Annotated in this window: 16 protein-coding genes and 1 riboswitch; all 16 genes read right to left on the reverse strand. The window is 34.9% G+C overall.

Features of this window, described 5'->3' with window-relative positions; all coding sequences use genetic code 11:
* Positions 1–159: 159 nt before the first annotated feature.
* Positions 160–330, reverse strand: coding sequence for a hypothetical protein (locus ACHABW_RS07975; RefSeq protein ID WP_435754835.1), 171 nt, complete (start codon positions 328–330; stop codon positions 160–162).
* Between the two features lie 251 nt (positions 331–581).
* On the reverse strand, positions 582–1,265 hold the full coding sequence (locus tag ACHABW_RS07980; RefSeq protein ID WP_435754836.1) for a response regulator transcription factor: 684 nt from the start codon (positions 1,263–1,265) through the stop codon (positions 582–584).
* A 57-nt stretch (positions 1,266–1,322) separates the two neighbouring features.
* A complete protein-coding gene (locus ACHABW_RS07985) occupies positions 1,323–3,158 on the reverse strand; it encodes a sensor domain-containing phosphodiesterase (protein ID WP_435754837.1) in 1,836 nt (611 codons plus the stop codon).
* A gap of 70 nt (positions 3,159–3,228) precedes the next feature.
* Positions 3,229–3,311, reverse strand: a riboswitch (cyclic di-GMP riboswitch).
* Between the two features lie 240 nt (positions 3,312–3,551).
* On the reverse strand, positions 3,552–4,265 hold the full coding sequence (locus ACHABW_RS07990) for a hypothetical protein (RefSeq protein ID WP_435754838.1): 714 nt from the start codon (positions 4,263–4,265) through the stop codon (positions 3,552–3,554).
* Positions 4,266–4,280: 15 nt separating this feature from the next.
* A complete protein-coding gene (locus tag ACHABW_RS07995; protein WP_435754839.1) occupies positions 4,281–4,934 on the reverse strand; it encodes a hypothetical protein in 654 nt (217 codons plus the stop codon).
* Positions 4,935–6,083: 1,149 nt separating this feature from the next.
* The gene (locus tag ACHABW_RS08000) at positions 6,084–6,812 is read right to left on the reverse strand and encodes an HNH endonuclease (RefSeq protein ID WP_435754840.1); all 729 of its coding nucleotides are present in this window, start codon (positions 6,810–6,812) and stop codon (positions 6,084–6,086) included.
* A gap of 19 nt (positions 6,813–6,831) precedes the next feature.
* The gene (locus tag ACHABW_RS08005) at positions 6,832–7,449 is read right to left on the reverse strand and encodes a hypothetical protein (protein WP_435754841.1); all 618 of its coding nucleotides are present in this window, start codon (positions 7,447–7,449) and stop codon (positions 6,832–6,834) included.
* Positions 7,450–7,493: 44 nt separating this feature from the next.
* Positions 7,494–8,015: a hypothetical protein gene (locus tag ACHABW_RS08010; RefSeq protein ID WP_435754842.1), complete on the reverse strand. Its 522-nt coding sequence runs from the start codon at positions 8,013–8,015 to the stop codon at positions 7,494–7,496.
* 554 nt (positions 8,016–8,569) lie between these two features.
* Entirely contained in the window at positions 8,570–9,475 is a 906-nt protein-coding gene (locus tag ACHABW_RS08015; RefSeq protein ID WP_435754843.1) for a DNA adenine methylase, read from the reverse strand.
* Positions 9,475–10,260 (reverse strand): hypothetical protein, encoded by a 786-nt coding sequence (locus ACHABW_RS08020; protein WP_435754844.1) that lies wholly within the window; start codon positions 10,258–10,260, stop codon positions 9,475–9,477. The genes ACHABW_RS08015 and ACHABW_RS08020 overlap by 1 nt, the downstream gene beginning before the upstream one ends.
* Before the next feature lie 1,079 nt (positions 10,261–11,339).
* Positions 11,340–11,672: a hypothetical protein gene (locus ACHABW_RS08025; RefSeq protein WP_435754845.1), complete on the reverse strand. Its 333-nt coding sequence runs from the start codon at positions 11,670–11,672 to the stop codon at positions 11,340–11,342.
* 358 nt (positions 11,673–12,030) lie between these two features.
* Positions 12,031–12,822, reverse strand: coding sequence for a hypothetical protein (locus ACHABW_RS08030; protein ID WP_435754846.1), 792 nt, complete (start codon positions 12,820–12,822; stop codon positions 12,031–12,033).
* Positions 12,797–13,423, reverse strand: coding sequence for a hypothetical protein (locus ACHABW_RS08035; protein ID WP_435754847.1), 627 nt, complete (start codon positions 13,421–13,423; stop codon positions 12,797–12,799). The genes ACHABW_RS08030 and ACHABW_RS08035 overlap by 26 nt, the downstream gene beginning before the upstream one ends.
* 18 nt (positions 13,424–13,441) lie before the next feature.
* Positions 13,442–13,693: a DUF3791 domain-containing protein gene (locus ACHABW_RS08040; protein ID WP_435754848.1), complete on the reverse strand. Its 252-nt coding sequence runs from the start codon at positions 13,691–13,693 to the stop codon at positions 13,442–13,444.
* A 558-nt stretch (positions 13,694–14,251) separates the two neighbouring features.
* A complete protein-coding gene (locus ACHABW_RS08045; RefSeq protein ID WP_435754849.1) occupies positions 14,252–19,489 on the reverse strand; it encodes a hypothetical protein in 5,238 nt (1,745 codons plus the stop codon).
* Positions 19,490–19,579: 90 nt separating this feature from the next.
* Positions 19,580–20,656: a hypothetical protein gene (locus tag ACHABW_RS08050; protein WP_435754850.1), complete on the reverse strand. Its 1,077-nt coding sequence runs from the start codon at positions 20,654–20,656 to the stop codon at positions 19,580–19,582.
* Between the last annotated feature and the right edge of the window lie 344 nt (positions 20,657–21,000).

Here is a 21,000-nt window from a genome sequence, read left to right on the forward strand (position 1 = left end):
AAAAGAGCCTTCGATACAAAGGCTCTCCAAACATTGTGTGCACTGAACAATAATTTTAAAAATTTCACTTGATAATTGAACCCAACCATTAACTATCCCATGTAAGTCTACTAACTTGGGTTTATTACTTGCTTTGCAATAAATATTCTAATGCTATCGCTATCCATAGGTTCCGCTGTTTTGTCTTACTTTAATTATAATTTCTTTGTTTTCACTCTCGTTCTGTATCTTTAATATGCTAATCACGTAATTTATCTCTTTATAATATTCCGAGTTCTTTTCCCCGTTCAACTCCATACTTCGTTTTTCCAGCACCAACGTTTCAATCATTTCGCTCTCCTCCCCCTCTCTCAAATCCTGGTAACTCTCTACTTCTCCAACATATAATCTTTTAATTATTCGATAGTCAGATCAGATAACTGCATCATTTTTTTGATACTAGAGTCTACTCTATACTACATTCTCTCCTTCCCTAAATCGGTATAATGATCTATTACTGAACATATACCACAAAATGTATCTTATATACTATCTGATAGTTTAAATAGCATTCTATGTATCATACTCAACAATGTTAAATGCTAACGTTGCACAATTACCCACCTATTCCTAATTGCTTTAACCAATGCCTCTGTACGATCATTAGCCTCTATTTTTTTTAGTATCTTAAATATTGCTGTATTTACTGTAGAAGGTGCGAAATGTAACTCTTTAGCAATTTTTCCATTATTGAGTCCATCTAGAATGAGCTGTAGAATATTTTGTTCCTTTTCCGATAATAACCAAGTCACTTTTTCTTTCTTTAGGATCAGCCTTATTATAGGTTTTTTTCCATTTATACGGTCCATTTCTAAAGCAACTACTCTATGAAAATCAGGATCTAAAAATAAGCCTTTATCTAATATTGTTTGCATTACAATCTTAGGATTTCTCTTAATATAAGGGAGTGAGGTCATTCCGTTAACTGGCATTGACAAGTAAGGTAAAAGAGTATCATTTAATTTATCCTTATTAATCAGCAGTACGTGAGTTTGATTACCCTTTAAGAAATTTAATGTATGTTCGAGGTCTTGGATTGTCATTTTACAATACCCATCAACGATATAAAAAATCCATTTTGGAACAGATAGGAGGTTAACATATTTTTCTTTATGGTACAATTCATTTAAATGTTCCGATATTACATCTTTATCCTGGCTTGACAATTTATTTTCATTGCCCATGTATAACGGTTTAAATTTTTCGGACTGTAGCTTTGAGCCCATCCCCTCTTACCTCCCTTTAAATATTCGGGTTATTTAATGACATTCAATGGTATACAGTTATACGTTATTTAAGTAACCTCTTAATACTTTTTTCAGTTCTTTTATAGGTAATGGTCGACTAAAGAGGTACCCTTGCCCTTCCTCACAACCTAGCTCTTTGAGTTTAGATAGCTGCTCGTTCGTTTCAATTCCTTCAGCCAAAACTTTAAGGTTTAAATTTTTCCCTAATTGAATAATTGTTTTTAATATTTCTAAGTCTTTCTTCTCAGATTCAATATATTGAACAAAAGATCGGTCAATCTTCATGATGTCCATTGGTAAATACTTTAGATAGTTAATCGAAGAATATAAAGTGCCAAAGTCGTCTAGAGCAATATGAACCCCTAAGGATTTCAAATTATCTAATTGATGATCGGTAAAATCTATATTATCTACGAGCGTACTTTCCGTTACCTCTAGAACTAAATTTGTTGGGTTTATCCCTGTATCAGTAATGATATCTCGAATACTTTCTACTAAATCTGGCTGACGAAATTGAATACCCGAGATGTTAACTGATAATCGAAAACTCGGATACCCTTGAGATGATAACGCTCTCACATCTTCACAAGCTCTTCGTAAAACCCATTCTCCAATTGGATTGATTAACCCTGTTTCTTCTGCTATGTTAATAAAGTCATTTGGAGGTATTGTCCCCAAAGTTTGATGCTCCCACCTAATAAGAGCTTCCAAGCCAATAATTTCATTATTAATTAAATCAACCTGTGGCTGATAATATAAGACAAATTCATTCAATTTAACCGCCTGGCGAAGTTCATTTTTTATAATTAGTTGTTTAGATAGATCCGTGTTAATAGAAGGCTTATAAAATACAATTGAGCTTTCTCCTTTGCTTTTGGCCCTTTTCATAGCAATCTCAGCATTTTTCACCAATGAATCAACATACACACCATCATCAGGGTAACAACTTATACCGATACTGAGTGTGACCAGAAATTCGTGGTTTTCTGCTTTAAATGGACTAGTTAAGCTATCCAATGCTTTGTCAATAAACGTATGTATGTCTCTTTGTGTTTGAAAAGGAATGACACAAATGAATTTATCGCTATTCCAACGACCTATAGTACAATTTTCACCTAAACAGTGAGATATTCTTTTGGCTATATCTTTCAATACAAAATCTCCGAATTCATAGCCTCCGATACTGTTAATGACACTAAAACGATCAACATCTAAGAACACAACAGCTAAACAAGATTGCTTTTCCATAGATTGATACAATAAATCTTTTAAGTTGCTTTTAAGTTGAGTGGAATTAGGTAACCCCGTCACAGGATCTACATGACTGATTTCTTCTATCTCGGGGCTTTTATAATCAATAACAATCCCGGCCAAACGAACGAAGGGCTCAAGCCTTTTCATATCCATTGAATCTGGACTTCTCCTAGCTGAAAAGTAAATGGCAAATGTCCCCACCATTTTCTTATTTGGCGTGAAGATGGGAAGCGACCAACATGCTTTAAGTCCACTTTCTAAAGCTACTATTTTATAGTTCTCCCATAAAGGACTAGTTTTTATGCTCGAAACAATGACAGTTTCTTTCCGAAAGGCAGCAGTCCCACAAGAGCCTTCTTTTGGTCCCACTTGAATAGTTTCAATAAACTTTATGTACTTCTTTGGAAGATTTGGTCCAACACCGTGGTTTAGCACACCTTGTTTCCTGTTTAAAAGAAGGATAGAGCCTATCGAACCAGATATCTGTTCTTCTAACATAATCACCAATTCTTCAAGTATAGGGGAAATCCGGATGTTGTTGGCAAGCATTTCTAAGATTCGATTTTGACCAGTAAAGATAATTTCTTTTTGCCATTTTTGCCTTGTACTCTTTCTCATGGGCACCATCCCCTCTTCCATATTTAAACAAAAAAGCACACCCCGAATGACACAGGATGTGTTGTCCTGAAACGGTAACTGGCTGACTTTGCTTTTGCTTTAGCCCCTATAGCTTTGCGTCACTATGTTTCCATAGCTTTGCTATTATCATTTCAATATGTGCAATAATTTTATTCCAAAAGTATTGTTTTGTATAATATAACATAAAAACTGACATAAACAAACAAAATATGACATAAGGTTTTGCTTTATAAAATTATATGTAACTACTCCACCGCAATCTGTCCTAAATTTGCGATGAGAATAGCATGAGGGATAATACTGCCAGTAAGTTTCATAATCAAGCTACATTAATGAATATGATTTACTTTCGATTATGCGTAAACTTCACTTTTAACTAAATAGATTTTGCTCCTCTAGAGTCTCGAACACCATACCGACTTGATCTTTGACAGATATTTGAGAACCTTCAACGTCTGCAAAATCTCCTTCCAAGAAACTTGTAAGCGTTTCTTTGATATCAGCTGTTCTTTCATCGGACCTACTCATGATATATAAGACGTGAGCTAATTTTTTCTGATTTACTAATCCAATATTTTTCTTTATGTTAAAACGAGACAATCTGCCGAGGAGGTACAATTCTCTCCCACATTCTTCTATTAAGAATGCGCCCTTTTCTGATTTGGGTAAAAACTCAAATACCCCATTTAGAATTAATTCATTATTTTGTCCACCTTGGTTAGTAGATTCCCTGAGCTTTGCCATTGCCTGGTCTACCTTTCCAGCTAATATTAGACGAATCGTATCATTACCTATTCTCTTAGATAATATTTTTTGAGAACGACTAAGAGAGACTTCTATTGCGTTCTTAGTCGTATTGAACTCGACAGCTGCATTATCCTTATCGAATTTTGTTTTTAGAAGAAATCGTAGTTTTTCCTTTGCATTTTTCTGCTTAAGCCAGCTTAATGAATTAACGTAAGTGACAATCTCCATTAATGCATTGAATTTTTGATGTTCTAAGGCTCTTGCCTCTTCATCAACCACGATTTTTAAGTTTTCTTGAGTTTCATGAACTGCTTTCTCTAGCTCCATTAAAATTTTCATTATTAAAGGCACCTCCTATCGGTTTTTATTGAAACTGTCTAAATCTATTTTGATTGCTACAAATAGTTCGTCAAAGTTAAATTCTCTATCAGCAAATAGATTTGCCGCTTGTTTTGTATATGAAAAGCATGGATCATCAAAAACTCTAAAACTTTCAATAAAATTGAGTTTAAGACTATCGCGCTTGCCATAGCTCGAGTTAGTTTTATCCCTTACATTGATGATTCTTTCAAATTTCTGGTCCGAAGTTAATTCAGCATCACCACATTCTGAAATAGACTCATTATACAAGTCCATTAGAAACGCTCTCTTAATATTACGAAAGCCAGACCTCGTTCTAAACAACTCTATTATGCGTTTTACTTCATCTGCAGAAGTGCTATTGCTAATATTGTCAAAGATATCCTCGCCTATTTTTGATAACATTTCCTTTTTAAATCGATGTTTAGACGTTCGATATGCTGAATCGCTCATTTGGCTTTTTGGCTTTCTAGTACGATTCAAAAACCAATCTTTATCAGATATCTTCACGTATAAAAGTATTTCTTCCATTCCATTCAATCTTTGCAGCCATAGATCTTTATCTTCTTCACTATAATTCTCCTTTTTCTCTCCATACTTTGAAAAGACTCGTGTAAACGCTGCTTCTAGTATTTCCTCTAAATCCATGATAATCATTCCTTTCTATTTTTTGACTACACTGTTGCGTTTCTTTGAGTAAAGTCTTATGAGAACACCAAAAACAAACATTATGAACTACCTTCAACACATACTTAGGGATTATTACAACAAGTACTTAGGATTATAATTACTTATTATTTGTTTTATTGTGAAACCTTAGAAGTACAAGCGTAAAATCATCTAAATAGAGAAAGGTTATGCTTTTTACTAAGGAAAATCCTCAACCTATACCCTAATAAACATATTTATTGTCTTGTTTCAATTGCAAAAATGGATACTTGTGCGTGATAGAATTTAGCTTGTCTGATGTTGATAATTCCCATCGATACTCTATGCTACTGGCTATTAAATGGTTGTTTCAATGAAGGAAGAAGAACTGTGGGAGATTGCTTTTGGAACTAGACTAAGATCAACTTATGTTTAAGCAAGTTAATATAACTATCTCTGAATTGTTTAACGCGTAGAGATTAATAGTAGTGATATCAGCTAATTCCCTTGGAAGTGAGGTTAAGTAAGCAAAATAAATTATTATAGGTTTTATATCCTCAACTATCAGATAATTAATACGCTGCTCTCAGTTTCCAGAAAGAAGCTATCTTGAAGTTTGAGCTTGAAATGTAACACCTAATCGGTGTCTTTTTAGTTTTGTCACAGGGACGTTACTGATTCTTGAACTACAGACATTTCTTGTAACAGCTGATGCCTGTTTTTCTGGCTTGGCAACGGATACGTTACTAAATCTAAGGATTCCAATGATTTTTGTAACGCTTATTCTTTAATTTTATAGCTATGAAACATACGCGCTACAAGATTTGATCCTACCTTGTAACGCTAGGAAACTTTTTTCTTATTTCGTAACGGGGGCGTTATAATATATTCTACTTATACTCACCCTATAAAGCCTATACCCCACAGACATTTCATCTCTCCTGTTTGTCTACAGAAAAATCATACTTTGGTTAGAACTCGATAAATCACTCACATACAGGGATTAAAGTGACGTTTTCTTTGATACCTGCCTTTGGCTTGGTATGAGTATGAGGACAGAAAAATAGCGAGGTGTCGATTGGCACCTCGCTTCCTTGCATCCATATAGTACTCTCCTGCAACTAAACATTGTTGCTTTACCACCTTACATTACATATTGTTATACTTTTCTGCTCTTATTTTCCGCATTAAAGTTGCATGTTGTCTGTTTTCTTTTTTAGTAACTAATTCTAAGTTTTCAGGTCGATTATCATCATTATCTAAGTTTCTATGATTAATGTCGTAATCCTTTCCATCAATTGCATTTTCAATTATTTTTTGTCCCCAGAACAAGACTGCCATAATTTGATGGTCTTTAAGATATATATTATTTTGCCTTATATTACCCTTAGGCAAATGAAAACCTCTGCAGTTATTTTTACTTACCTCCTTTTTATTGTTTCTCAACCAATATGTCTCGGATGTAGAGAATTCTCCGTCACCGTATACTAACCTTACATTGTTGGAATTATACTCTATTAAATAAATACTCCCTTCCCTTATTTCATAAAAGTATTTATTATTATTATATCGATAAATTTCACCTGCATTTCGATCTACAAGAAAAGAACACCCATCAGAAAATGTATGGAACACCCCGCCTAAGAGCCTCTTCTTACTTTTTCGCATTCTTGCTAAATACCTCTGCTTTTCGTTCCAATAATTTTTAATAGCGACATCCGTACTATCTTCATCTTCGATTGGCTTCCACGGAATTCGCCAATGTTCAGCTACTTCACTGTCCGTCAGTTCAATATCATCTTCAAGCAAATACTTGTCTACTTCATATTGCTCTAAATTAATTGCATCATTGTTTAAGTCAATCTGATTATTTCCCATATATAAAACCTCCAATTTTTTATTGCCTGCTGAAAGAGAAACTTTCAAGATCAGGCTCTTGAACAGTCTGATACGATCCATGCTGACTGTAATTTATTTGTAGGTACTCCATAACCTTTGGATTTGATAAAAATTCTTGAATGAAATCAAATAGATTATGCTCCTCCACCAAACCCTTTAATTTTTTGATCATATATTCAGACCCCGTTAGAGCAACTATCAAGACTTTTCTAATATCTACACCTTCATATATAAAAAATTCATCTTGTAGATGTCCGAACTCTACTACCAACCTGTTGAAATCAAAGTCATAATCTAGCTCAAACACTACTTTATCAATAGTATCTTTGGTGAAAAATACTGCCTCTGAAACGCCCTTATAACCTGCTTCAAAATCTGAGTTATTTAAAATGCTTAAGTCTCTTTTCCCCATTCTCTTCTCTTCATTAACACTGCAAGTATAAGCATATGCCTGAAGGTTGATAGTATCGTGGGTCTTTCCTTCTAAATCTTTGACGAATGCCTCTGATAACCAACGTCTTGTATTATCGTTAGAAAAATTAGCGTTCTCCAACGCTTTAAAACTACTAGCATTTAATTCCTCAAATGAATAATTAACACTGAATGTGATCATCATTATCCTCCTCCTTACATCTTGCTTCTCCTAAAGAATCAACTTTATTAAGAGAATTCCTTTACATTGTTGTAGAACTTGTACAATGGAATATTCAGCTCTTCTGCTGCTTCTTTTGCCTTTAAACTTCCAGACTTGTACTTTATGAAAACTAGGTAGAAGTTCTCTGGGTATGTCGAAGGGCGACCTACTCGTCTCGACCAATTGTTATCTTTCTGAAAAACATCTTCAAATTCCAATAGTGTTTCTAAAGAATGGAACCCCTCTTCGCTAAGAAATAATTCTTCATCGTACGTCTTGTCTAACAATATCAAGTTCAGAACTTCATCTCTTGCATACTTTAAAAAGTCATACATCTCTTGAATGTTACTACTGATGTTAAATAAGCTATGCAAGACCACTGTATCGCCTTGTTTAACAAGTTTTAAGAGCCTGTAATACTGGCTGAAGTCACATCTTCCTGAGCTGTCTATCAAGTCGAAAAAGATCTCGTCTGCATCTTGTGCTAGTCCCTTGAAAAACGTTAGTGATTGATACTTACTTATTGCAATGTAAGCGTATTTTGCCATTTTACATTCACCCCCTCATGCTTCCGAATAAAAGTAGCTTAAATTCAACAACTAATTTTTATACATACATATTCACCTGTCCCTGTTTGGTATTTAAACCATATTTTTTATAAAATCCTAACTACTTATTAGTTAAATTATACCGTATTTCCATAGGTAATAATACTCAATTTCTAAAAAATACTTAATTATTTTCCACTGATTTAACATTGATATAACAACGTTTTAGACAACATAAACCAACTCGAAACGTAAGGCGATTCACTAGACTTGTCATCAATGAAATACTCCCCATAGGACAGGAATAACCCCCTAGTATTAGACGCCACTACAAAGCATTTAAACGACATAAAATACATGAATATTATACGACACTTATATTTATGTGATATCCAAAAATACCCAAACTACTTTAAGTGGATAAAGAAATGAAACTCTTGCTTCCGGTACAACTGCTTATCATTGTTTAATACCAAGTGGCGATGGATGAACATAAATCTACAAAAGTACAATAAGAAAATGACCCTCCTATAGAAAAGAGGGTCTAACACATATTACAACTCATCATCATGTGGTTCTTCTGGAAGTAGCCATTCAGGTATCTCGAAGTTTACCCATATGTACTCTTTTTCCTTTCTACCACTGACTGAACTTGGAATGGTGACCAATCCAATAAAGTGTTTGTAAAATCCATTCTTTTTATTGAGAGCTTTATACAAATCATTGTCATAACCACTTAAGATAACTTTATTGTTCGTAGTTAATAAATTATCTATCAAAGTTTTTTGGTCTTCTAATGTAAAAGGGTGCAAGTAACCATAGGTTTCTTTTGTTTGCTCCGTTTGACCACCTTTCGTTTTTTCTGTTTTAACATAGGGAGGATCAAACCAACTTATTATATCGTCACGATGAGTGTGTTTGTAGAATTGTTCTTTGTAATCTCCGCAGGTAATATCAACCTCGTCAAGTATTTCTTCTAAATGATACAATTTATCCAGACTCTTAGGAGGGATACCATTAAAAGTATTAGTCAAACAAAATATTTGTCTGTCGGCCGCTCGGCTGTATTTAGATACAATATAAGTTAATGCTGCTGATTCCACTTGAGGTGTCTCTTCATTTAGTCGCGCAATATTTGCATCGTTAAATTCCTCTTCTGAAGTATAGTAATCTGCCATCAACCAAATTGCTTCTATTAATTCGTCTGTTTCATATGGGTCTTGAAGACATCTGAAAAGGTTGATGACCCCTATATCAATCTCATTTGCTAACTTAAAATCCAACTCTCTCTCTGGATCAAGGTGTAGGAATAACCTACACCCTCCCATAAAGTAATCTGCCGCTCCAACTAATTCGTATTCTTCTATTGCACCCTCTATTATTTCGCAAATAATTTCAATTATTTGTGACTTACCTCCGAGTGTTGCTAAAGGATCTGAGGATTTTAATCTCTTTGGCATTATTTACCTCCTTCTGATAGTGATAAATTAATGTCAAAAATAAAGACAGTGGCCTTTTTTCCGTTTTTACTCTTACCGTAATTACGAACTTTGGAAAGCTTCCCATCATCTTTATCAGCATGCATAACCCCCATTATTATAAAATCTTTTAAGACATCATGGTAGGCATTATCAGACCTGATGATAACTAATAGGTGTCTTAATTCACCCGTTATTATTGCTATTGGGTAATGACCGTCTTTACCTAACTCTTGATCATCCAATATACAACCTTTATGCTTATATTTGTCAAAAATACCACTGCTTTTTGTTGGGAAGTCATGTGGGTTATTCTTATAGCAATCTACCATTATTTTATAATATGAACTTACACTTACACCAATCGTTATGTCACTCGCTACTATACTTCTAATATCTTCGACTTGAATTACCTTCTCCCGTTGATTAAATATTGCATCCTCTATACAGTTCGATATAACCTTTAAATAATTAGGGCGAATTTTACCAATTTGTCCTAGTTTTTTTTGTAGTTTTTTAGATAAAACAGTATCTTCAAGGTCTTGCTTGAAAAAAATGACCGACTGTCCCTCAGCTAAACTTGTTAGCCTCACCGCATAATTAATTTCGTCTGTTATGTTGTTATAACCTTTCAATACCTCTATTACCCAATATTTTTGAACTTCTTTTTCTCCCTTAACGTTATTACCGTTACCTTCAATAACTATTGCTGTTTTTTCTAAACTCTCTACTAATTTCTCTAAGTTAAATATTGTATTATCTTCCATTTTTAAAACGCCTCCCATATAGGTTTTTTAGTTTGATAAACCTATATGGCATCTCACGTGCAATCTTAGAAAAACATTAGCCTTGGTCAAAATCCTTGAATCTTGCCTCAGAAAACAAAATCAGCTGAACAATTTACTCCATCTCCTCATGATTTAAAAACCAAGACCCGAAATTAATAATTCATGTGCGTAAAAGTTATTAAATGTCGCTCACTTTTAATTTCATATGAGTGATGATAAACTGACAAGTCAAATTACAATCACCATTTCTATTTGTCATATTAAATGTGAATTATATTCTCCTAAAAGAAAAATTCTCTAAATATGGAAATTGAAATCTCTGCATTATCATTTGGTTGCTCGGTTGCTCGATTATCATTTAGTAGATAAAGGTTGGCATTACGTCTTTGAAATAAACCCTCTTAAAAAACTTTTACCACCCTTAACCTTACTTACATCTAATTGTTCATCTCCTCTGGCAACTTATAAAATGTGCTTCAAACGACTTAATTTGCTCATCTTGCTCAATTTAACAGTCAAGACCCCATGCCTATTTATGAATTTTGAATCTCGTGGGTCATTCTGTAATTCATCTCACGACAAAAAAACTCAGAACCCCTCACTTTCAAGTCCTAAGTTGAAAATCTAAAGTCTTCCTTATGTAGATTGCATTAATCGTCTGATTAATTTTATTTTAAAAAGTGAGGATGACACCGCTCTCTGGAAAATGGTTGCTCGGTTGCTCGGTGCTTATACGTTTGGAATGAGTGTTCTTGTTGATAGTGGGGGATGCATTACATTTGAGGATGACACTGGAAGGAGATGAAGGATGGCTAAACAGATAGATCTCGCTTAAATACTTGAATTGATTTAGGGTAATAGGAATTGATTCAATGGTTGTTGATTTTTTATCTTCATTTGTTCTCTATATTATAATCATTCTCCTTATTCATTTGATAAATTTTTTTAGGTTGATCATCAATTTTATTATATATTGCAGTTAGTGAGAACAAAAAATAAAGCTCCATTTTAATCCCACCTTCCTCAAGTCCTATTGATCCTTTTCATGCAATCGAAGATCAATTAATACCCATATAAATAGTTCTATACTTTTCAATAATGTCAGAGACTTCTTCGTAGTCACATATCGCTTCGATAAATATATGACCTTGTACTTCTCGCAGGTCATATATCTTTACTTCCACAGGCAAGCCACGATCTATATACCATTCTTCTACCTCCGCTAATAAAACATAAAACATCTTCAATTGCGGTTTGTTGAATGACCAAGGTACAGGCTCACAGAAATATTCCTGTTCCGAATCCGAAAACTCAGCACTGATTGGGTTTACCCAAGGAAAACGTAGCCTGATTACACTTTCTGTGATTATACTTGGTATTTGTTCTAGCATTTGAGACCAGCTCCTTTTACTTAAACGGAATATAACATCGGTACTATTATTCTATAATCTCTAAAATTTGTTGTCCTTCAGGCCTGAGTTTAGGTGATAAATCATTTTAAACTATTTTTACAGTACATAGTCCCTCAATACCTATCATTGAAAATAGGCTTTGTATCTAAGTTACGGTGAACTTTCCAGTCATCAAATCTATTTGCCTCGTTAATTAACAACATCTCAAATTGATCATAAAACTCTATACCATAACGTTCTAGTATCTCTTCCATGTCAGGTCTTCGTCTATCAGGCGTACGCATCGTTCTTTAGATATCAATTCTTTCATTAATCATACCTCCTAGCTTGTCCTTAATTATAAAACTATTGTTCCTTTATATTTTTTTATTTGATAGCCCAATAAATCATATACTCTACCAATAGTTTCTTTTTCATGATCAAGAAACCTCATCAGCCCATCGCCATCTATTGTTAAACCAGGCCCTAAGACTTTCATCTGTTTATCAAAATCTGAGCTGAAAGGTCTTGATTTCACATTCGCTATGTTTACATATAGAGGCTTGTTATAGCCATAGTCTTTCGTGTCAGACAATAAAGATAGTCCATTATCAAAAATAGGGCATAAACTGAAACCTGTGTTTTTATTGTGAAGTAGGGCGATGTTATCTAAATGTCTATCCTCATTTAGAATAAATGCATCGAATGTGATTAAGGTACGTAAATAATCTGTTAAATCTATACCTGTGATGGTATAAACCTTATCGATAATGAAACTAATTTTGTACTCTGTAGATTTCTTCCGATTTTCGATGACATCAATACTTATGTTTGATTTGGTTAATAATCTGTGTATTGTTATTAATTCACTTCCTTTAGGAATCAAATTCCTTGAATAAGAGCTTCGATGTCTTTTAGAATCATCATCAGTAGCACTACACAAGCCATAATCAACGTACATTGATTTATCTAACGAAGAATAATTCAAAACAGCAGATGCGACCCATTCGGCTATATCTTCGTACCCAAAATCATTTGCCTTGAACCAGTAGCCATTTTTATACCATTTTATTTGGTTTCCTTTACTTGCAACACTTGTGCTAATTCTATCAATAGAAGAAAATCTAATCTCTGATCTTGAGATCGCCATATGCAATGTCCTCCTCATTGAAACGTATCCAAGTGAAGTCATCAAACTGTAATCCATGCGTTTTTTTAACAATGGCTATAGTACTATAATGCTCTAACCCTAAATCTGTCAGTAATTGATTACAATTTCTTCTTTCTTTAGGGAAGCACCTGTCCGCTATAAAATTCAATATATCCTCTATTGTCACATCTTCATCTTTTTTAAGGACTGGTCTGGATAGGATATCATCTGTGTACTGGTTGACTTTTATATATCGTGAACCAAAATTAATGTACACATAAGCAATAAGATCCTCCTTAGAAAAGACATCAAACTCCAATATATTATTATTTTTCTCTTGGTCGACATTTCCTACCAAAGAATCTTCACCATGAAGCCTGTTCAAATCATAACCTCTTTCCATAAAAAACTGATCTGCTACATATCCATCACTTTTCCCCCATAAATTCAATTCTGGATTTAAAAGATTTATGTATGCTTGTGATGATATTAAAGAACGGTAAGCTTCTTTTTTATCTATTCCTAATATTTGAGCTATAATTAAAACAACTCTAGGTACTTTTCTTTTAACGATAAAGTTAAAGTTTTCCTTTGATATCATAAAATACTTCCTTCCCTATTAACTGAATTTGTCATTTTTAATATCTTCAATATTCCTCCCTCTCACCTCCAGGTATATCCCGATCTCTTCCAATAAGTAGCCATCCGATTCAGTGTGCAAAGACCTATAATTTCGTTCTAAGAACTCATAAAATCCTACCTGATTCAATATGTTGAAAGAATTTATACTGGCTCCACCTATGTCCTCTCTTAATATTTCAGTGCAATCATGCCACAAATTCATTACATCTAAATCGCTAATTTTTTTCAACTTAATTCACTCCCTCTTGAAGTACTGGTGCCTAAACTCTTTCTAAAGCATTAGATAAAACAAAGATATTTCTCATTCTAAAACAAGAAGGTCACTCAGCTATTAACGCTATTCGCAAATCGCCTTTAGCATCCATTGCAAAGTAAGGACTCTTTAAGACATAGTTATCGTGCAAAACCCATGGCTAAATGAATGGTTTTTATCCCATCATTAAGCCAATTTGGTTGTAAAGTATAATCGTTTTTTATACTTGTAGCAATAGCGTTTATTGTCGTTTTTGGTTCTAAAACTATATGGACACCCTATCCCATACCTTTTCTTAAAAGCTATAGATATAACACACCCTCCAAATAAAACGATATCACCACGGATATTTTCATTCGATAATCTTCGATCTAATTCTATTAAGAAATAAAGAAAGTCTCCTTTGTTTAGCATGGAATCACTCCTAACCAATAATTAGTCATTACTATACCGTTTATGATAAATAAAGTGTCATTTTTATCTTTATATACAAGACAAAAAGACAACCCTAAGGCTGTCTTTTTATAGAAAAACTTATTGTCCGAAACTATCCATCACACTGACGTTTGGAAGTATATAGTCTATACTGTACTCTCCACCAAAAGTATCATGATCTCCTGAGTCGAATATCATTTCAAGCTTACCTGAATGTAATTTCAAGTAAGAGTGACCTGTTACCCCTTTAGAGAAGAATCCACTCATGTCCATTGGTGTGTTCAGATTAGGAATTGTATCAAATTCCATTGGAAGCTTGTCTGAATACATATGAGAAGGTAGATCAAAGGTTGTTGTAAATTCTCTTACAGTTAGGACGACAGAATCTTCATTATACCATCCCTTACCAACTGCTAGAGAAGAATCACCACGCATTGACGAACCTACACTCGCCATGAATGAATCCGTTAGGATTGCACCATTGTTACGTTCGAATGAATTGAATACCTCTCCATTTACAATGTTCATTCTTTCTAAAGCTTCCTCTAGATCAGAAGATAGATTACTAAGATTTCTACTGCCATTAACACCAATTAGCTTTCCACCTCTTATTTCTAAGGTATGCTCTACGTTTGAAGAATCTTTTTCTGTAGCAGTTAAGACTTCTTCTTCACCACCGTAAGTGTCTCCTTCAATGGAGAACTTACCTTCAGCAGTTAAATCGACTTCCCATTTACCACTGCTATTTTTGCTACCGTGTTCGTTAAGGAAATTGTCGTTTACAGAACTACTAAAATACCCTGAGTTACCCCAAGTATTCTTTAAAGCTGTGTTTCCAATATCTAATGCATAAGTCTTGAATTCTAGTTCTCCACCAACTTCAAAACTGTTAGTTGTAGCTGAACCTTTGTAGATAACTTCAGATCCGCCTGCTCCTAACGATGAAGCTAATTGACGTGCATTGCTATCGGTTGCTGCTGACATACCTGTTATTTCTGGAGTGACAACAACATCTTTAAATTCCGCTTTGTTATAATGCACAGGATCAATTTCACGCATTTCTTGACCTGCTACGAATGTTACATTTGTGTTTCCATTTTGATCATCGTAAGCCATAAGAACTTCAGGATTGACTTGCAAAGAAGCACCATCTTGATGCGTCTTCCAATAAGAATGATCGTCCGACTCTTCTTTATCACTGAAAGAAACTACAGATGTGTTTATTGGTATATAATTATTAAACGTTGTTGTGTTGTTGTAGATTGAATCTTGGTAGAGACTAACTACAGTATCGGATTTCCACTGTATATCCGTAAATGAAAAATTATCTCGGTTATTGTCCTTGAAATTTGCATAAATCTCTTTGAAATCTTCGATTTCATTATCGCCTGAGTATGAGTCAGTATCGGTCTCGCTATACTTGAATGGATCGTTTTGACTATCTACACCATATTTAAATGTGTGTGTTTTAGTAACCGTACTAGTGTCTCCACCTTGACCTGTGGTAGTGTTACCTATCAAACCATCGAATAAAGTATCACCATTTACCCACGATGCTAGTTTATTTTGACTAATACTATCATTCGTTTTAACCGCAAGTAAATCACCTGAAAGTTTAAAATTAGCTGCTATATCATAAGCATCTATATTTTTTACGCTATCGTCTCCTTTGACTGTTTTTGCATTACTACTGTATGCCCAATCAACTCCTGAAGTATTTGGATCGATTAACGCAAAAGGTATATTTCCACTTGGTGTTAACGTTGGATCATCATATGTGTGTGCAAGGAAATATACCATGAACGCTGATAGGGATGTGTCACCCTCAGACATATCATCAGTGTAACTAGATAGTTTCCACTGCTCTACTTTATGCTCAGAGTCTACAGGATTTGGATTGAAAGTCGTGACATCCGATTCTTTTGTGTAGAAAGTAAATGTTAATTCTGCATTCGAATAATCATCTTCATCATTACCGTACTTATAAGCATTATTTGAAGAATTATGTCCACCAAGGTAATTATTGATGTCATCTATCGGAGGAGTATCTATTCCCCAGGAGATCGCCCAAGCACGTGATTTATTTTCGACTTTACGTGAACTATCTGAATTGCCGTTATTAACTGTCAGGTTGCTTTTAAGTAAAGACTCCTGATCTTTTGAATCACGCAATTCAAATTTAGCATCGTCAACAAGTAGCTTATATACTTTACCATTTGAAGGGAAATTATAGCTTCCTTGAATACTATCACCATTCTGCAAGTCTTCTATAATTCTATCCGCAGATGTTGTGTAACCTGGAAGATCCCTTTCGAATTCATCTATCTGCTTTCCATTATCATCAAGAACTTTCACAACTTGCTTGGCTGTTACCTGTGGCACAGAACTAGCAAAGAAACTTGTATCTATATCCCTCCAAGACTGGAAGCTCCAGCCCCCGAAAGGGTTAGTGTTGTAATTACTAGACACTGGTGTACTCAATGTTGTAGGTTTTAACGGTGTCATATAACCATCTCTTGCAATTGTTCTAAAGGTGAAAGGTAGACCCCCATGTTGGGCGTAACTCCCTGTGCGAGCATCTGAAGATGATGGAGCCCCTCCTAATGCAACTGCTTTGTGTTGATGTTCTGCTTTTAAGTCCTGAATCGTAGAATTCCAAGGTCTTGCTTCTTTTTGTATATCAAGATACCAATCTGTTGCTTCAACCATACTGATGAAGGAATGATCTCGAGTGAGGTAAGATCCTCCATCTTGTAAACCAATGGCTGCTACAACTTCTGTGAAGAACGTTACACCTTCAGTCATGAATTCATCACTTCCGTAATCATACCCAGCTAGTGATAGAAGCAACCTCTCTCTGTACTGGTCCCAATATTCTTGTGTTGATGAATAGCGACTACCCATATCTACAAATTCATTTTGCTCTTCTAACATATCGACATAACCGTTGATGAGTAGAGCAATGGCTTCGGTTGCTGATAATGTTAGATTACCTGATGAATAACCCCCTTCTATCTCTGCCGCTAATAAATCTCCAAAAGCATTAGGAGAATCAGCTATTGTTCTTGTTTTTGGATTTGATGGATCAGTATTATGCAACGCCTTGGACGTGAAGTATAAGAACCAATTTCGCTCTTCTTCACTCTTAGCCTTTTGTTGGATGTAAATGCTTGTAGCATCGCCTATAACCCTACTCTGGAATTCTGCATTGCTTCCATACATAGGTGTATGTGTCGTTGCATATAAAGGACTTGTTCCCCATACATCTAATGGTCGACCTATGGAACTATTGTACTCCGAAAAATTCGATCCACTTCTCATAGCTACATCATAGGAATTCTTGCTTGGAGCAATGTAAATTGAGAAGTTTGGTTGCAATCCTCTCGTTTTCTCTAATTGTTTATTGGTAGATTCTTCATTTAAAAAATATTCGTTTTCAGGTGGTTGAAATGAAAATGATGCCAATTGAATGTATTCTGACAGCTGGAAAACATTCAAAGGTGATGAAACGCTTCCTGTTCCTGATTGACCTGGTGTTCCACCTATGGTTACTCCCGAAGCTTGTACTTGTCCATCGTAAGGGATTAAAAGTGGTGCTACAAGTACGAAAACTAATAAAGAACTCACAACTGCATTCTTATTTAGTAAAATTCTTTTCTTTCTGTAAATAGAGATTGCACTAACCCCTAGTAGTACGAGTGAAAAAGCAAAGAATGATATTAGATACATAAAAGTATCTCCTGTGTGTGGCGTTGTTGCTGTCCCACCGTATGATACCCCTTCACTTAGTATTAACGTCGTTACTTTTGACTCTGGGTTAATATTTACTGAATGAATCTGACCAGTGTTATTATCTTCTACCATATAAGAATCTCCTGGTTTTACACCGAATGAGTTCTTACTTGTTCCAGTGTACTCATCATCGGAAATATCGCTTACATTAATTACTGAGAAGTTGTAATCATCCCCTGCATCGTGAACCTCTAAGATGTACTCAGGATCTACAACCGCACTCAATGAAGCTTCTCCATCTGTTACAGTAACTGAGTTCGATGATAAAGAAACATTAGCGTAATCATTTTCTTGGACTGATACACCATAAGTATCATCTACTACGCCACCTATAACTGTATCTTCATGATTTACGACACGTGTCATTTGTTCTCCTTCACTATCTTCTAAGACAACTGTGAAGCTTGTCCAAGATGTTGTTAAATCTAGGTTGGAGTTGGTTTCTACTGAAAAATCAATCTCACCTGCGATATGGCTTGTTTCCTCAGTTACCGCAAATTCAAAATCTAACATATGAACTGGGATGGTTGGATGTTCTGTATCGGTCATAATATCTTGATCAATAAACTCTTCACCTGCTAAACCATTCCCTACTGGCTCAACCATGAAAACACTAGTTAAATCTGATCTGTCTAGAAAAACATAACCACTTCCATTTGTTGTTGCTTCAAATGAACCTTGTCTGTTTTCTAAAGTGATTTCTAGATCTGAGTTACTAGCTGAGTTACCACTACCGTCTGAAACGTGGAGGGCTAGTAACCCTTCGTTAAATTCAAGACTTGATTGTACAGGATGTCCTTCAGAACCCCTGATTGTTTCGGGTCTGTCGAAATCTACGCCCTCTTCCTCTTCATACTCAAGTGCTTCTGACTCTAGGTAGTTTAATTGCTCTACCGTATAAATGAAATGTGTACCATTTGTTAGTTCGTATTGAGAGATTTCTACTTCACCTTCTTCTTCATCTAATATTTCTGTGTTAGTAAAGTCGATATGACTTACAACACCATCTGCATCTCTTAATAAGATAGCAAATTCATCATCAGGTGAATAACCTGGATGTTCTAACACTAAGTTGTACTCTGAATCTTCTTCATTATAGTTATTTGGTTTAGCTTGAGCTGAACTGATTTTATCATCATCTGTAGTCCATAACTCTAAAGTAAAGTTAGGTACGTAACTATGCTTTGCTAAAGCAGATGCAACACTAACATCAACGTGAAATCCGTCTTCGTATATTACATCTGTAACTCTAGATGGCTTCCCTTCTTTTTTTCCGGATTCACCTTCGTTGTTTGAAGTTTCTTCATCCTCGTTGTTTACTTCACCTTCAATATTACTTTCAACCTCCGAGGGAGTCGTATCTTCATTACTACCTCCATCATCAGGAACGCTATCTTCCGAATCAGTGCTTTCTTCTGTTAAATTATCTTCCTCAGTCCCAATTGTATTATCATCTTCCAAGTTACTATCTTCAGCAAATATAGAAGATGGGATGAGACTAAACACAAGAGCAAAAGCTAACATTAAACTAAAATACTTACTCATTTTCTATTCCCCCTTTGAATCGTTATCATTTCATTACAGTTAGCAATGTAGGTTTGAATGGCTAATCGAATAGCTGGTTGTGGTTAATGACTACTCTTCAGGTTTCCCATCCTCATTTTCAGGACCCATATCAAACCTATCCGCTTCTTGATCAATACCTTGCTGACGACTTGCTTTTGCTTCTTCTACTGCTGCATCCAATTCTTCCTGAGAAACACCACTATCTACTTTCCCATCATTGCTACGTTCGGGTTCCTCCTCCTTTTGCGGCTTTGGATCTGGTGCAGTTTTCGTCACTTTTTCAGGTTCAGCTTCCGCCTTCTTTGGCTTTTTTGGCTTTGGATCTGGTTCTGACTTTTCAGAAGGTGACCCCTTTTCACTAGAAGTCGAATTAGTTTCTTCATTTCCTGACAAATCTCCACCGGACGTATTAGAAGAAGCTTTGCTAGGTTCAACTGAATCCGACTTCTCTTCTTTAGTTGTTTTTGTATCTTTCACTTGTTTTTCGGTGAATTCAGGTTCCTTTTTTTCACTTTCATCTGTAGACGATAATTCATCTGAATCCTCTTTTTCATCGAATTCTTCTCTATTAGAAAAATCGCCATACATATACCCTTGTTCATCAAAACGTGCTTTTACTTTTTCTAATGACTCTTTGCCTTTTAGACGAATAGGCTCTAATTCTGGAAACCTTTTGGGAGTTATATCTACATCCAAAATCCTTTCGGTTTTATCAAGTTGAGGACTGAGCTGAGAATACTTCACAAACTCGTTGTCTAAGGATAATTTAGCGTCGATAGAAGCTAACCCGCTGACTAAGTTATTCATCAAATCCATGCCTAACTGATTTTGCATTAATCCGCTTGTAATTAACTTGTTTGCCATTTTAAGATTGTTGATCATCGCTGTTTCACCTTGATGCGAATCTCTGTCTTCCAAAGAGAAACTATGTTCTTTGGAAGTTTTGGGATGATTACCATCTGAAAAAGCAGTGTCTATTCCTGTAGCAAAAACCGCTCCTAAAAGTGCGGTAGTCAATAACATACTCTTAAAAACTAAACTGTACTGCCTGTTTTCTTTCTTTCTCGGATCTCTATTTTTCTTCCTACGATATTCAGATGACATGTGGACTTCAGCATCCTTAAAAACGAAATTCTTTTTCCTCATTTTTCACCTCTGCTTTATACCTTGTAATTTTCGTTTAATCTCGCTTATCTTCTAGGAGCTATTCCAAGATTCAAAAACGTTTCATACTCTTGAATAAACAGTTGTTATGAATTATGTCTTTTTCCCTCCCTGACTATTACTTGATAATTCAACCGTTTATTTAAATTGATTATGTAGTAGATATAATTTTTGTTAGTGTTCCGATGAGAAAGTTTAATTAAGTGAAACACATAAAAAAAACTGCACCTCCAATAGTTAGTTGTGTCTAACAATTGGGATGCAGTTCTATTATCATCAGTTTCTTTTTATAAATAATCAACTTTAATTATAAATATGTATTTTTT

This window comes from Salipaludibacillus sp. CF4.18 (assembly GCF_051262595.1).
GTDB classification, from domain to species: domain Bacteria; phylum Bacillota; class Bacilli; order Bacillales; family Salisediminibacteriaceae; genus Salipaludibacillus; species Salipaludibacillus neizhouensis.

Bases quoted from the DNA above. Each gene is read 5' to 3' on its own strand.
- ACHABW_RS07975 (WP_435754835.1), bottom strand. From the start codon at position 330: ATGATTGAAACGTTGGTGCTGGAAAAACGAAGTATGGAGTTGAACGGG.
- ACHABW_RS07980 (WP_435754836.1), bottom strand. From the start codon at position 1,265: ATGGGCTCAAAGCTACAGTCCGAAAAATTTAAACCGTTATACATGGGC.
- ACHABW_RS07985 (WP_435754837.1), bottom strand. From the start codon at position 3,158: ATGAGAAAGAGTACAAGGCAAAAATGGCAAAAAGAAATTATCTTTACT.
- ACHABW_RS07990 (WP_435754838.1), bottom strand. From the start codon at position 4,265: ATGAAAATTTTAATGGAGCTAGAGAAAGCAGTTCATGAAACTCAAGAA.
- ACHABW_RS07995 (WP_435754839.1), bottom strand. From the start codon at position 4,934: ATGGATTTAGAGGAAATACTAGAAGCAGCGTTTACACGAGTCTTTTCA.
- ACHABW_RS08000 (WP_435754840.1), bottom strand. From the start codon at position 6,812: ATGGGAAATAATCAGATTGACTTAAACAATGATGCAATTAATTTAGAG.
- ACHABW_RS08005 (WP_435754841.1), bottom strand. From the start codon at position 7,449: ATGATGATCACATTCAGTGTTAATTATTCATTTGAGGAATTAAATGCT.
- ACHABW_RS08010 (WP_435754842.1), bottom strand. From the start codon at position 8,015: ATGGCAAAATACGCTTACATTGCAATAAGTAAGTATCAATCACTAACG.
- ACHABW_RS08015 (WP_435754843.1), bottom strand. From the start codon at position 9,475: ATGCCAAAGAGATTAAAATCCTCAGATCCTTTAGCAACACTCGGAGGT.
- ACHABW_RS08020 (WP_435754844.1), bottom strand. From the start codon at position 10,260: ATGGAAGATAATACAATATTTAACTTAGAGAAATTAGTAGAGAGTTTA.
- ACHABW_RS08025 (WP_435754845.1), bottom strand. From the start codon at position 11,672: ATGCTAGAACAAATACCAAGTATAATCACAGAAAGTGTAATCAGGCTA.
- ACHABW_RS08030 (WP_435754846.1), bottom strand. From the start codon at position 12,822: ATGGCGATCTCAAGATCAGAGATTAGATTTTCTTCTATTGATAGAATT.
- ACHABW_RS08035 (WP_435754847.1), bottom strand. From the start codon at position 13,423: ATGATATCAAAGGAAAACTTTAACTTTATCGTTAAAAGAAAAGTACCT.
- ACHABW_RS08045 (WP_435754849.1), bottom strand. From the start codon at position 19,489: ATGAGTAAGTATTTTAGTTTAATGTTAGCTTTTGCTCTTGTGTTTAGT.
- ACHABW_RS08050 (WP_435754850.1), bottom strand. From the start codon at position 20,656: ATGAGGAAAAAGAATTTCGTTTTTAAGGATGCTGAAGTCCACATGTCA.